The sequence below is a fragment of the Corallococcus sp. AB011P genome (genome assembly GCF_003611605.1).
GTDB classification, from domain to species: Bacteria; Myxococcota; Myxococcia; order Myxococcales; family Myxococcaceae; genus Corallococcus; species Corallococcus coralloides.
Window position 1 is genome coordinate 1 of record NZ_RAVX01000044.1, and the last position, 14,953, is coordinate 14,953.

General features: G+C 69.5%; 2 protein-coding genes. Both read left to right on the forward strand.

What is annotated here, in order from left to right; all coding sequences use genetic code 11:
- The coding region (locus D7X30_RS40995; protein ID WP_147443442.1) for a non-ribosomal peptide synthetase at positions 1-14,066 on the forward strand (14,066 nt) is incomplete at its 5' end.
- 424 nt (positions 14,067-14,490) lie between these two features.
- Positions 14,491-14,953 (forward strand): condensation domain-containing protein (locus D7X30_RS41000; protein ID WP_233592119.1); only part of this gene is annotated, 463 nt, incomplete at its 3' end.

The following is a 14,953-nucleotide window of genomic DNA, read 5'->3' on the forward strand; positions in this document are numbered from 1 at the left end:
GCACCGGCGACGTCGTGCGCTGGCGGGCCGACGGGCAGCTGGACTACCTCCAGCGCCTCGACTTCCAGGTGAAGGTGCGTGGCTTCCGCATCGAGCTGGGTGAAATCGAGGCCTCCCTCCTCGCTCACGCTTCCGTGCATGAAGCCGTTGTCCTCGCCCGTGAGGATGTCCCCGGTGACAAGCGGCTCGTCGCCTATGTCGTGCCCGCCCAGGGCCAGCAGTTGGACACCTCGGCGGTGCGCACGTTCCTCAAGGAGCGGCTGCCTGAGTACATGGTGCCCGCCGCCTTCGTCCCCATGGAGGCACTGCCACTGACGTCCAACGGGAAGGTCGACCGCAAGGCCCTCCCCGTCCCGGATGCTTCGCCCCTCGCGGACTTCGTCGGCCCGCGCAATCCCACCGAGGAGAAGCTCGCGGACGTCTTCGCCCACGTCCTGCGCGTGGAGCGCGTGGGCGTCCACGACGACTTCTTCTCTCTCGGTGGCCACTCGCTGCTGGCCACCCAGCTCATGTCCCGAGTGCGCGCCACCTTCCGGCGCGAGCTGCCCGTGCGTGCGCTATTCGAAGCCCCCACCGTGGCGGGCCTTGCCCTGCGCATCGACGCCGCCCACTCCTCCGCGGTGCAGCCGCCTCCGAGCATTCCCAGGGTGCGCGCCACCACCGCGCCCCTCTCCTTCGCGCAGCAGCGGCTCTGGTTCCTGGATCAGCTCACACCGGGAGATGCGTCGTACAACATCTCCAGCGCGCTGAGCTTGAAGGGCCACGTGGACGTGGAGTCCCTGCGCCGTGCCTTCGAGGCACTCGTCGCCCGCCACGAAGCCCTGCGCACGACCTTCCGCGAGCACCAGGGACAGGCCCTCCAGTCCATCCACCCTTCAGGCGCGTGGACCTTGCCGCTGCATGACGTGTCCTCCCTGCCGGAAGCGCGGCGAGAAGCCGAAGCGCGACGCCTCGTCACCGAGGACGCCCGCCAGCCATTCCAGTTGGAGGAAGGGCCTCTGCTGCGCACCGCGCTCGTGCGCCTGGGCGCGGACGAGCACCTGCTGCTGGTGACGATGCATCACATCGTTTCCGACGGCTGGTCCATGGGCGTCCTCGTCCGTGAGCTGGTGGCCTTCTACGAGGCCTTCCATGCAGGCCGGAGCCCCTCGCTCGCGCCACTGCCCATGCAGTACGCGGACTTCGCGACCTGGCAGCGCCAGTGGCTCCAGGGCGAGACGTTGGAGACGCATCTCGGTTACTGGAAGCAGCAGCTCTTGGATGCACCGGCCGCGCTGGAGCTGCCCACGGACCGTCCGCGCCCGCCCGTGCAGACACACCGGGGCGCCAAGGTGGACGTGCGCATCCCTTCGGAGCTCGCCCACCGGCTCAAGGCATTGGCGGGCCGCGAGGGCGCCACGCCCTTCATGGTGCTGCTGGCCGCCTTCCAGGTGCTGCTGTCTCGCTACGCCGCACAGGACGACGTCAGCGTGGGCACGCCCATCGCCGGCCGCACGCAGGCGGAGACCGAAGGCCTCATCGGCTTCTTCGTCAACACGCTGGTGCTGCGCTCCCGCGTGGAGCCGAAGGCGACCTTCCGCGAACTGCTGGCCCAGGTGCGAGGCACGACCCTCACGGCCTACGAGCACCAGCACGTGCCGTTCGAGAAGCTGGTGGAAGCCCTCCAGCCTGTTCGGGACACGAGCCGCAGCCCGCTCTTCCAGGTGATGTTCGCCCTGCAGAACACACCCACCGAGGCGCTCCAGCTCCCGGGCCTCTCCCTCCGGCCGTTGCCCCTGCAGGCCCACTTCGCGAAGTTCGATCTCACGCTCTCCTTGCAGGAGGTCCAGGAGGGACTGATCGGCACGCTGGAGTACGCAACGGACCTGTTCGACGCCGAGACCATCCAGCGCATGGCCGGGCACTTCAGCGTGCTGCTGGAGGCCATCGCGACGAAGCCCGAGTCACGGCTCGGCGACCTGCCGCTGCTCACCCATGCAGAGCGCCAGCAACTCCTCGTCGAATGGAATCCCCCTGCCGCGCGGGTGCCGCAGGAGTCCAGCATCCCCGCGATGGTCGAGGCGCAGGTGCGCCGCACGCCGGACGCGCTGGCCGTCATCACGCCCGAGCGGCAGCTGACGTACCGGGAGCTGGACGCGAAGGCGAACCAACTCGCGCACCGTCTGCGAGGCCTGGGTGTCGGGCCTGAAGTCCGCGTCGGCCTGTGCGTCGAGCGCACTGAAGACCTCGTCATCGGTGCCCTCGGCATCCTCAAGGCCGGTGGTGCCTACGTGCCGCTGGACCCCAGCTATCCGCGTGAGCGTCTGGGCTGGCTGCTGGAGGACGCACAGGGTCCCGCCCTTGTGGCGCATTCGCATCTGCTCTCCGCCCTGCCGGAGACCTCCGCCACGCCGGTGTGCCTCGACTCGGATGCGGAGCTGGAGAAGCAGCCGACGACGGCTCCGGCGGTGGACATCCACCCAGGCCACCTCGCCTACCTCATCTACACCTCCGGCAGCACCGGCCGTCCCAAGGGCGTCGCCATCTCCCAAGGCAACGCGGTGGCGTTCCTCCACTGGGCCCTCGCTACGTTCTCCACAGAGGAGTTGAAGGGCACCCTCGCCGCGACGAGCCTCAACTTCGACCTCTCCGTCTTCGAACTCTTCGCTCCGTTGAGCAGTGGTGGTGCGGTGGTGGTGGCACGCAACGCCCTGCACCTGGCGGAGTTGCCGACGGCCTCTCACGTCACTCTCGTCAACACCGTGCCCTCCGCCATGGCGCAGCTGCTGCGCCTGGGTGCGGTGCCGCCCACGGTGCGTGTCATCAACCTCGCCGGTGAAGCCCTGCCGGAGACGCTCGCGAAGCAGGTCTACGCCGTCCCGACGGTGCAGAAGCTCTTCAACCTCTACGGCCCGTCCGAGGACACCACCTACTCCACGGCCTCCCTCGTCGGCCGTGACGAAGTGCCTCTCATCGGCAGGCCCCTGCCCGCGACACGTGCCTACGTGCTGGACGCTTCACTCCAGCCGGTGCCCGTCGGTGTCGCAGGCGAGCTGTACCTCGCGGGCGAAGGCCAGGCGCGTGGCTACCTGCTGCGCCCGGAGCTCACCGCGGAGCGCTTCGTCCCGGAGCCTTACGGTCCTCCCGGTGGCCGCATGTACCGCACGGGTGACCGCGTCCGTTACCGCCTGGACGGGCGCCTGGAGTACCTGGGCCGCATCGACTTCCAGGTGAAGGTGCGTGGCTTCCGCATCGAGCTGGGCGAAATCGAAGCGGCCCTCCGCCGTGCCCCAGGCATCAAGGACGCCATCGTCGTCGCCAGGGGAGAGGCCGCCGACAAGCGCCTCGTCGCCTACATCACCGCTCGAGACGGCCACTCGCTCGACTCCGAGGCACTCAAGGCCCATCTCCGGCAGCAGCTGCCGGAGTACATGGTCCCCTCCGCGCTCCTCGTCCTCGACTCCCTGCCCCTCAACTCCAACGGCAAGGTCGACCGCAAGGCCCTGCCCGAGCCGGGGAACCTCGCGCGCTCGTCCGGCTTCATCGCGCCACGGACCGACATCGAGGAGCAGCTTTCCGCCCTCTTCGCGGAAGTGCTGCGGGTGGAACGCGTGGGCATCCGGGACGACTTCTTCGCCCTCGGTGGCCACTCCCTGCTGGCCACCCAGCTCGTCTCGCGAGTGCGCGCGACCTTCAGCCTGGAGCTGCCGCTGCGGGTGTTCTTCGAAGCGCCCACCGTGGAGGCGCTCGCGACGAAGCTCGACAGCGCCCAGCGCTCCGAGCAGCGCCTGCCACCGCTGCGTCCCTCCTCGAATGAAGGCGCCCTGCCGCTCTCGTTCGCGCAGCAGCGCCTCTGGTTCTTGGATCAGCTCACCCCGGGTGACGCGTCGTACAACATCCCCACGGCGCTGCGCCTGACAGGCCGCGTGGACGTGGAGTCCCTGCGCCGCGCCTTCGAAGCGCTGGTCGCCCGCCACGAATCCCTGCGAACCACCTTCCAGGAACATCGGGGCCAGGCCACCCAGCGGATCCACGCGCCCGGTGCATGGACCCTGCCCCTCATCGACGTGTCCGGCCTGCCGGAAGCGCAGCGCGAGTCCGAGGCCCAGCGCAGGGTCGCGGAAGATGCCCGGCAGCCGTTCCACCTGGAGCGCGGACCGCTCCTGCGCACGGCCCTCGTGCGGCTGGGGGAAGAAGAGCACCTGCTGCTGGTGACGATGCACCACATCGTCTCCGACGGCTGGTCCATGGGCGTCCTCGTGCGCGAGCTCGTGACGTTCTACGCGGCCTTCACCCAGGGCAACGCGCCGGCCCTCAGCCCCCTGCCGCTGCAGTACGCGGACTTCGCGGCGTGGCAGCGCCAGTGGATCCAGGGCGCAACGCTCGAAGCGCAGCTGGGCTACTGGAAGCAGCAGCTCGCGGGTGCGCCCGCCGCGCTGGAGCTGCTGACGGATCATCCACGTCCGTCCGTTCAATCCCACGCGGGCGCGGCCCTCTCCGTCCAGCTTCCGCCCGAAGTCTCCCAGGCCCTCAAGGCGCTGGGCCGGCGCGAAGGGGCCACGCCCTTCATGGTGCTGCTCGCGGGCTTCCAGCTCCTCTTGTCGCGCTACGCGGGCCAGGACGACGTCAGCGTGGGCACGCCCATCGCCGGCCGCACGCAGGCGGAGACCGAAGGCCTCATCGGCTTCTTCGTCAACACCCTCGTCCTGCGCGCCCACGTCGAACCCAAGGCGACCTTCCGCGAGCTGCTCGCGCAGGTGCGAGGCACGACGCTCGCGGCCTACGAACATCAGCACCTGCCCTTCGAGAAGCTGGTGGAGGTCCTCCACCCCGTGCGGGACACGAGCCGCAGCCCGCTCTTCCAGGTGATGTTCGCCCTGCAGAACGCGCCCACCGAGGACCTGCGAGTCCCCGGCCTCGCCTTCCAGCAGGTGACGTCCAGCGCGCGCTCCGCGAAGTTCGACCTCACCCTGACGCTTCAGGACTCGGCGCAGGGCTTCATGGGCTGGCTGGAGTACAGCACCGCGCTCTTCGAGCGGAGCACCGTGGAGCGGATGATCCACCAGCTGCGCACGCTGCTGGAGGCCGTGGCCGCGAAGCCCGAACAGGCCCTGTCCGAGCTGCCGCTGCTCTCCCGTGAGGAGCGCCAGCGCATCCTCGTGGACTGGAACGACACCGCCGTCGCCAGCCCCATGGACGTCCCGGTCCACGTCCACTTCTCCCAGCAGGCCCGCCGCACGCCCGACGCGGTGGCCCTGGTGCTGGGGGATGCGACGCTGACGTACGCGCAGCTCGAAGCCCGCGCCAACCAGCTCGCCCATCACCTGCGCGCCCTGGGCATCGTTCCCGGCGCGCGCGTCGGCCTAGCCCTCGAGCGCTCCTTCGAACTGGTGACGGCGCTGCTCGCCATCCTGAAGGCGGGCGCGGCCTTCGTCCCCGTGGACCGCAATGCGCCCGTGGAGCGCATCGCGATGCTGTTGGAGGACGCGGACGTCGGCGTGGTGCTCACGCATCAGCCCTTCGCCTCCAAGCTGCCGGCCTCCGGCACCCGCGTCTGGCTGGACACGCAGCAGGACGCCCTGACCGCGCTGCCCACGCACGCGCCCGACGTCTCCGTGGACGGTGAAGCCCTGGCCTACGTCATGTTCACCTCGGGCTCCACGGGCCGCCCCAAGGGCGTCAGCGTGCCCCACCGAGGCATCACCCGGCTGGTGCTCGGCAGCACCTTCATGCACTTCGGACCCGAGGAGGTCTGGCTCCAGTACGCGCCCGTTGCGTTCGACGCGTCCACGCTCGAAATCTGGGGCGCGCTGCTCCATGGCGCGAAGCTCGTCCTCCCGCCGCCCCACGCGCTCTCCCTGGAGGAACTGGCCGAACAACTGCGTCGCCACCGCGTGACGGCGCTGTTCATCACGACCGCGCTGTTCGAGCAGATGGTCCTTCACCAGGGCGAAGCCCTGGCGGACGTGCGCCAGGTCCTCACGGGCGGAGACGTGATGCCCTGGTCGCGCCTGCGCGACCATCTCCCCCGCCTCGCCGAGGGAGCGGCGCTGATCCACGCCTATGGCCCGACGGAGAACACCACCTTCTCCACCACGCTGCCGTTGCACCGCGACACGCGCGTGGCGGGTCCGGTCTCCATCGGCCGTCCCATCCCGAACGCCACGGCCTATGTGTTCGATGCGAACCTGCACCCGGTGCCCGTGGGCGTCGCGGGCGAGGTGTACGTGGGAGGCCCGGGCCTCGCGTGGGGCTATCTCCACCGCCCGGACCTGACCGCGGAGCGCTTCGTCCCCCACCCCTTCGCTTCCACTCCGGGCGAGCGGCTCTACCGCACGGGCGACAAGGCCCGCTGGCTTGCGGACGGCACGCTCGACTTCCTGGGTCGCGTCGACTTCCAGGTGAAGGTGCGCGGCTTCCGCATCGAGCTGGGTGAAATCGAAGCCGCCCTGCGCGCCTTCCCGGGCGTCAACGAGGCCGTCGTCGTGGCCCGGGGCGCGGACGCGGACAAGCGCCTCATCGGCTACCTCACCGCGCACGAAGGCCACGCGTTGGACCTGGAGGCGCTGCGGGTCCACCTGCGGCAGCGGCTGCCGGAGTACATGGTGCCCGCCTCGCTCCTGGTGCTGGAGGCGCTGCCCCTCAACGCCAACGGCAAGGTGGACCGCAAGGCCCTGCCCGAACCGGGGGACGCACCGCGCGCGGCCTCCTTCGTCGCGCCGCGCACCGCCACCGAGGCCCAGCTCGCGGCCCTCTTCGCCGAAGTCCTTCGCGTCGAGCGGGTGGGCATCCAGGACGACTTCTTCGCCCTGGGAGGCCACTCCCTGCTGGCCACCCAGCTCGTCTCACGCGTGCGCGCCGCGTTCGGCGCCGAGTTGCCGCTGCGGGCCCTGTTCGCGGCGCCCACCGTCGAAGCCCTCGCGCCGATGATCGAGAAGGCCCCGTCCTCCGCGCTTCGTGCTCCGCCGCTGCGGCCCGCGGCCCGCGAAGGGGACATTCCGCTCTCCTTCGCCCAGCAGCGCCTCTGGCTGTTGGATCAGCTCCAGCCCGGAGATGCGTCGTACAACATCCCCACCGCCCTGCGACTGACGGGCCGGGTGGACGCAGCTGCGTTGCGAGGCGCCTTCGAGGCGCTGATCGCCCGCCACGAGTCCCTGCGCACCACGCTCGCCGCGTCCCACGAGGCACCGTCGCAGCGAGTCCAGGCCGCGGCGGCGTGGGAGCTGCCCGTCGCCGACCTGAGCGCGCTGCCCCAGGAGCAGCGCGAGGAAGAAGCCCAGCGCATCGTGGCCGGGGAGGCCCGCCGTCCGTTCCAGCTCGCCACGGGACCGCTGCTGCGCGGGCTGCTAGTGCGCCTGGAAGCAGAGGAGCACCTGCTGCTGGTGACCATGCACCACGTCGTCTCCGACGGCTGGTCCATGGGTGTCCTCGTTCGAGAGATGGCGGCCTTCTACGAGGCCTTCTCCACGGGCAGCACGCCGGCCCTCGCGCCGCTGCCGGTGCAGTACGCGGACTTCGCGACGTGGCAGCGGAACTGGCTCCAGGGAGATGTCCTGGAGGCGCAGCTGGACTACTGGAAGCAGCGGTTGGCCGGTGCTCCGGCGGCGCTGGAGCTGCCCACGGACCGGCCCCGCCCGCCCGTGCAGTCGCACCGGGGCGCCACGGTGGACGTGAGGATTCCCACCCACCTCGTGGAGTCCCTCAAGGCCCTGGCCCAGCGGGAAGGCGCCACGTCCTTCATGGTGTTCCTCGCGGCGTTCCAGGTGCTGCTATCGCGCTACTCCGCGCAGGAGGACGTGAGCGTGGGTTCGCCCATCGCGGGCCGGACCCAAGCGGAGACCGAAGGCCTCATCGGCTTCTTCGTCAACACCCTGGTCCTGCGCGCCCAGGTGGATCCGCGCGCGACGTTCCGTGAGTTGCTCACCCAGGTACGCGGCACGACGCTCGCGGCGTACGAGCACCAGCACCTGCCCTTCGAGAAGCTCGTGGAGGCCGTGCAGCCCACGCGCGACCTGAGCCGCAATCCGTTGTTCCAGGCGATGTTCGTCCTGCAGAACATGCCGGGTGAAGAGCTGCGCCTGCCGGGCCTGTCCATGCGGACGCTGCCGCTGGAAACGCGCTTCGCGAAGTTCGACCTCTCCCTCGGGTTGAGGGAGGCCCCCACGGGCATGATGGGCACGCTGGAGTACGCGACGGACCTGTTCGACGCGGTGACCGTCCAGCGCATGGCTGGACACTTCAGCGTGTTGCTGGAGGCCCTCGCGAGGAAGCCGGACACCCGACTGGGTGAGCTGCCGCTGCTCACGGATGCAGAGCGCCAGCAACTCCTCGTCGAATGGAATCCCCCTGCCGCGCAGGTGCCGCAGGAGTCCAGCATCCCCGTGATGGTCGAGGCGCAGGTGCGCCGTACGCCGGATGCACTGGCCGTCATCACGCCCGAGCGGAAGCTGACGTACCGGGAGCTGGACGCGAGGGCCAATCAGCTCGCGCACCGTCTGCGTGGACTGGGCGTCGGGCCTGAAGTCCGTGTCGGTCTGTGCGTCGAGCGCACTGAAGACCTCGTCATCGGTGCCCTCGGCATCCTCAAGGCCGGTGGTGCCTACGTGCCGCTGGACCCCAGCTACCCGCGTGAGCGTCTGGGCTGGCTGCTGGAGGACGCACAGGGCCCTGCCCTCGTCGCGCATTCGCACCTGCTTTCCGCCCTGCCGGAGACCGCCGCCACGCCGGTGTGCCTCGACTCGGACGTGGAGCTGGCGAAGCAGCCGACGACGGCGCCCACGGTGGACATCCACCCAGGCCACCTCGCCTACCTCATCTACACCTCTGGAAGCACCGGCCGTCCCAAGGGTGTCGCCATCTCCCACGGCAATGCCGTGACGTTTCTCCACTGGGCCTTGGAAACCTTCTCGCCGGAGGAGCTGAAGGGCACGCTCGCCGCGACGAGCCTCAACTTCGACCTCTCCGTCTTCGAGCTCTTCGCTCCGTTGAGCAGTGGTGGTTCGGTGGTCGTGGCACGCAACGCCCTGCACCTGGCGGAGCTGCCGACGGCCTCTCACGTCACTCTCGTCAACACGGTGCCCTCCGCCATGGCGCAGCTGTTGCGCCTGGGTGCGGTGCCTTCTTCCGTGCGTGTCATCAACCTCGCCGGTGAGGCCCTGCCGGAGACGCTCGCGAAGCAGGTCTACGCCGTCCCGACGGTGCAGAAGCTCTACAACCTCTACGGCCCGTCTGAAGACACCACCTACTCCACCGCTTCACTCGTCGGCCGTGACGAAGTGCCGCTTATTGGCCGCCCACTCCCCGCGACGCGCGCCTACGTGCTGGACGCTTCACTCCAGCCGGTGCCCGTCGGTGTCGCAGGCGAGCTGTACCTCGCGGGCGAAGGCCAGGCGCGTGGCTACCTGCTGCGCCCGGAGCTCACCGCGGAGCGCTTCGTCCCCGAGCCCTACGGGCCTCCAGGTGGCCGCATGTACCGCACGGGTGACCGTGTCCGTTACCGCCTGGATGGGCGCCTGGAGTACCTCGGCCGCATCGACTTCCAGGTGAAGGTGCGTGGCTTCCGCATCGAGCTGGGTGAAATCGAAGCGGCCCTCCGCCGTGCCCCAGGCCTCAAGGACGCCATCGTCGTCGCGAAGGGTGAGGCCGCCGACAAGCGCCTCGTCGCCTACGTCACTCCCAAGGCGAATGCCTCCCTGGAAGTGGAGCCCCTCAAGGCGCACCTGCGCCAGGGCCTCCCCGAGTACATGGTGCCTGCCACCTTCGTGGTGCTGGACGCCCTGCCCCTCAACTCCAACGGCAAGGTGGACCGCAAGGCCCTGCCAGAGCCGGAGGCGCCCCAGTCCGGCCACACCTACGAAGCGCCGCGCACGGAAGTCGAAGCGAAGCTGGCCTCCATCTGGGCCGAAGTCCTCCGACTGCCCCGGGTGGGCGTGAAGGACTCCTTCTTCGAGCTGGGTGGACACTCGCTGCTGGCCACGCAGGTGGTGTCCCGCGTGCGCGCGGACCTGGGCATGGAACTCCCCCTGCGGGCCCTCTTCGAGTCCCCCACGGTGGAAGCGCTGGCGGCGCGGCTGCACGGGAGCGTGAGCACCCTTGCTCCGAAGCTCACCCGAACCACGCACGACGGCCCGCTGCCGCTGTCCTTCGCGCAGCAGCGACTGTGGTTGCTGGATCAGCTCCAGCCGGAGGATGCGTCCTATAACCTCCCGGCTGCGCTTCAGCTCTCGGGACAGTTGGACGCGGAGGCTTTGCGCCGGGCCTTCGAAGCACTCGTCGCCCGTCACGAAGCCCTGCGCACCACCTTCCACGAACATCACGGGCAGCCCACGCAGCAGATCCAGGCTCCGGCGGAGTGGACGCTGCCGCTCATGGACCTCTCTTCGCTGCCCGAAAATGAGAGGAAGAAGGAGGCTCGGAAGCTGGCCGACGCGGAGGCCCGGCGTCCCTTCCGCCTCACCACGGGGCCCCTGCTGCGCAGTGCGCTGGTACGGCTGAGCGAGGACTCGCACCTGCTGCTGGTGACGATGCATCACATCGTCTCCGACGGCTGGTCCATGGGCGTGCTCGTCCGCGAGCTCATCTCCCTGTACGCCACGTTCCATGACGGCAAGGAGCCCAGCCTCACGCCGCTGCCCGTGCAGTACGCGGACTTCGCGGCCTGGCAGCGGAACTGGCTCCAGGGCGAGGCGTTGGACGCGCAGCTCCGCTACTGGAAGCAGCAGCTCTCCGGAGCCCCCGCCGCGCTGGAGCTGCCCACGGACCGTCCGAGGCCGCCCGTGCAGTCCCACCGGGGTGCCACGGTGGAGGTGCGAATCCCTGAGGACGTCGCTCGCGCGCTCAAGTCACTCGCGGGACGCGAGGGGGCCACGCCCTTCATGGTGCTGCTCGCTGCGTTCCAGGTGCTGCTGTCGCGCTACTCCGCGCAGGACGACATCAGCGTGGGTTCGCCCATCGCGGGCCGCACCCAAGCGGAGACCGAAGGCCTCATCGGCTTCTTCGTCAACACGCTCGTCCTGCGTGCCCAGCTGAATCCGCGCGCGACGTTCCGGGAGCTGCTGTCCCAGGTGCGAGGCACGACGTTCGCGGCCTTCGAGCACCAGCACCTGCCCTTCGAGAAGCTCGTGGAAGCCGTGCAGCCCACACGCGACCTGAGCCGCAGCCCGCTCTTCCAGGCAATGTTCGCCCTGCAGAACACGCCGAATGAGGCACTGCGTCTGCCGGGCTTGTCCTTCCAGGCCCTGCCGCTGGAGGCCCACTTCGCGAAGTTCGATCTCTCCCTCGCCCTGCAAGAGGTCCAGGGGGAGTTGGTCGGTTCGCTGGAGTACGCAACGGACCTGTTCGACGCGGCGACCGTCCAGCGCATGGCCGGCCACTTCGGCACATTGCTGGAGGCCATCGCGACGAAGCCCGAGTCACGGCTCGGGGACCTGCCGCTGCTCACCGCAAGGGAGCGCCGACAGCTCCTCGTCGAGTGGAATCCCCCTGCCGCGCAGGTGCCGCAGGAGTCCAGCATCCCCGCGATGGTGGAGGCGCAGGTGCGCCGTACGCCGGACGCGCTGGCCGTCATCACGCCCGAGCGGCAGCTGACGTACCGGGAGCTGGACGCGAAGGCCAATCAGCTCGCGCACCGTCTGCGAGGCTTGGGCGTCGGGCCTGAAGTCCGTGTCGGCCTGTGCGTCGAGCGCACTGAAGACCTCGTCATCGGCGCGCTCGGCATCCTCAAGGCCGGTGGTGCCTACGTGCCGCTGGACCCCAGCTACCCGCGTGAGCGCCTGGGCTGGCTGCTGGAGGACGCCCAGGGCCCCGCCCTCGTCGCGCACTCCCATCTGCTCTCCGCCCTGCCAGAGACCACCGCCACGCCGGTGTGCCTCGACTCGGACGTGGAGCTGGAGAAGCAGCCGACGACGGCGCCCGCGGTGGACATCCACCCAGGCCACCTCGCCTACCTCATCTACACCTCTGGAAGCACCGGCCGTCCCAAGGGCGTTGCCATCTCCCACGGCAATGCCGTGACGTTCCTCCATTGGGCCCTCGCGACGTTCTCCCCAGAGGAGTTGAAGGGCACCCTCGCCGCGACGAGCCTCAACTTCGACCTCTCCGTCTTCGAACTCTTCGCCCCGTTGAGCAGCGGTGGTGCGGTGGTGGTGGCACGCAACGCCCTGCACCTGGCGGAGTTGCCGACGGCCTCTCACGTCACTCTCGTCAACACGGTGCCCTCCGCCATGGCGCAGCTGTTGCGCCTGGGTGGTGCGGTGCCTTCTTCCGTGCGTGTCATCAACCTCGCCGGTGAGGCCCTGCCGGAGACGCTCGCCAAGCAGGTCTACGCCGTCCCGACGGTGCAGAAGCTCTTCAACCTCTACGGCCCGTCCGAAGACACCACCTACTCCACCGCGTCTCTCGTCGGCCGTGACGAAGTGCCTCTCATCGGCCGCCCACTCCCCGCGACGCGCGCCTACGTGCTGGACGCTTCCCTCCAGCCGGTACCCGTCGGTGTCGCGGGCGAGCTGTACCTCGCGGGCGAAGGCCAGGCGCGTGGCTACCTGCTGCGCCCGGAGCTCACCGCGGAGCGCTTCGTCCCCGAGCCCTACGGTCCTCCAGGTGGCCGCATGTACCGCACGGGTGACCGTGTCCGATACCGCCTGGACGGGCGCCTGGAGTACCTCGGCCGCATCGACTTCCAGGTGAAGGTGCGTGGCTTCCGCATCGAGCTGGGCGAAATCGAAGCGGCCCTCCGTCGCGCGCCAGGCCTCAAGGACGCCATCGTCGTCGCGAAGGGTGAGGCCGCCGACAAGCGCCTCGTCGCCTATGTCACCGCTCGCGAAGGCCACTCGCTCGACTCCGAGGAACTCAAGGCCCTCCTCCGGCAGCAGCTGCCCGAGTACATGGTGCCGTCTACCGTCGTGGTGCTGGACGCCCTGCCCCTCAACTCCAACGGCAAGGTGGACCGCAAGGCCCTGCCCGAACCCGATGCCCACACTGTTGAAGCCCGGGACTTCGTCGCTCCCCGCGATGCGCTCGAAATGCAGCTCGCCCGCATCTGGGAGGACGTCCTCGGTGTCCGCTCCGTCGGCGTCCGCTCCAGCTTCTTCGAGCTGGGCGGCCACTCCCTGCTCGCCGTGCGCATGCTCGCGTCCATCCGTGAGCGTCTGGGCCTCAGCCTCCCTCTCTCCGTCCTCTTCCAGCAGCCCACCGTCGAGCAGCTCGCCCAGGTACTCCGCGACGACTCGCAGACCTGGACGCCCCTCGTCCCGCTGGAGCGCGGAGAACCCGGCCAGCGGCCCCTCTTCCTCGTCCACCCCGGCGGCGGCAACGTCCTGGCCTACTCGGAGCTGGCGCGCAGGCTCGGGCCGTCACTGCCTGTCTACGGCCTCCAGTCACGCGGCCTCGACGGACGCCCCGTCGTCGAGTCCATCGAGGAGATGGCCACCCTCTACATCGAAGCCCTCCGCACGGTGCAGCCGCACGGCCCCTACCAACTGGGAGGTTGGTCTCTCGGCGGAGTCATCGCCTACGAGATGGCCCGTCGTCTGCGCGAGGCTGGCGAAGCCGTGGAGCTGCTCGCCCTCATCGACGCCCACGTGCCCGGCATCACGCCGCCTTCCGACACAGAGCCTCACTTCTCTTCCGAAGCCCGAGTGCGAGTCGCCTTCGCCCAGACCACGGCCACCGCCTTCGGCCAGGAGCTCTCCGTCTCGGCCGAAGCGCTGGCACACGGCGACGACGACGCGATGCTGGACCACCTGCTCCAGGATGGAGTCCGGGCGCGCATCCTCGACGCGGACTCCGGGGCCGCCCAGCTGCGCGCCCTCTTCCGCGTCTTCCAGGCCAACCTCTTCGCGCAGGAGAAGTACGTGCCCCGACCGTACGACGGCACCGCCCTGCTGCTGAGCGCCAGCGAGGCCGCGGCCGAGCTCCCACGTCACCGAGGCTGGGAGCCCCTCGTCCGTGGCGGCCTGGAGGTGCACGGCGTCCCCGGCAGCCACCATGAGCTGCTGCAGGACCCGCACCTCGAGCCCATCGTGGAGCGGCTGCGTCTGATCCTCGCCCGTGCGTCGGGCAGCGAGTCGCGCGAGCCCACGGGAAGTTGAATTCCGTCCGCCCCGCGCCAGCCTGTTCAGGCGCGGGGCTTCAGCGCCAGGAAACCAATCGAGCCGTATGGTTCGCTTCGCCAGGCTCGTTGATGGCCCTCATTCGCGGAGTCTCCGAACCTGAGATCCGGCTTTTGTGGTCGAGGGGCACGCCGACGGCAGAGCCCCCTCCTATGGTGAGGGCTGTAAACACAGGGATTTATTCATCCCCGGGTTGTGCCCCAAGAGTGCCGTGTCGGTCTCATGACACGTCATGTCGATACGGAATAATGTAACCATCGCGAATTTGCCCACCGCCGCGCTTCCCCCGTGAGAGCGGTTCAGGACGGCAATCCAGCAACAGCAGCAGTCTGAGATCTCACGAGGGCCACCGTCCCGGGTGGTGCTCGTGCGCAATGGCATCCCCCAGTGCGGAGTACACGAGATGAGCCACGAGCTGTCGAAGAGGATCGCCAACCTCTCACCGGAAAAGCGCGCCGAGTTGCTCAAGAAGATGGCCGCGCAGAAGGCCACCGCGGGCAACTCCGCCCACGGCCTCATCCCGGTGCAGGATCGCTCGCGTCCCCTGCCCCTGTCCTTCGCCCAGCAGCGCCTCTGGTTCATTGAGCAGCTGCAACCCGGCACCTCCCTCTTCAACGTCCCCATGGCGGTGCGCCTGGAGGGTGCGCTCGACGTGGCCGTGCTGGAGCGCGCGCTGCGCGAAGTGGTGCGCCGTCACGAAGTGCTCCGCACCTCCTTCCGTGAGGACGTCTCCGGCCCCGTGCAGGTGGTGTCTCCGGAGCCGGTGCTCACCCTGGAGCGCAAGGAGCTCACGGGCTCGCCGCCGGAAGAAGCCTGGCGCCTGGCGCGTGAAGCCGCCGCGCAGCCCTTCGACCTCGCGAAGGGCC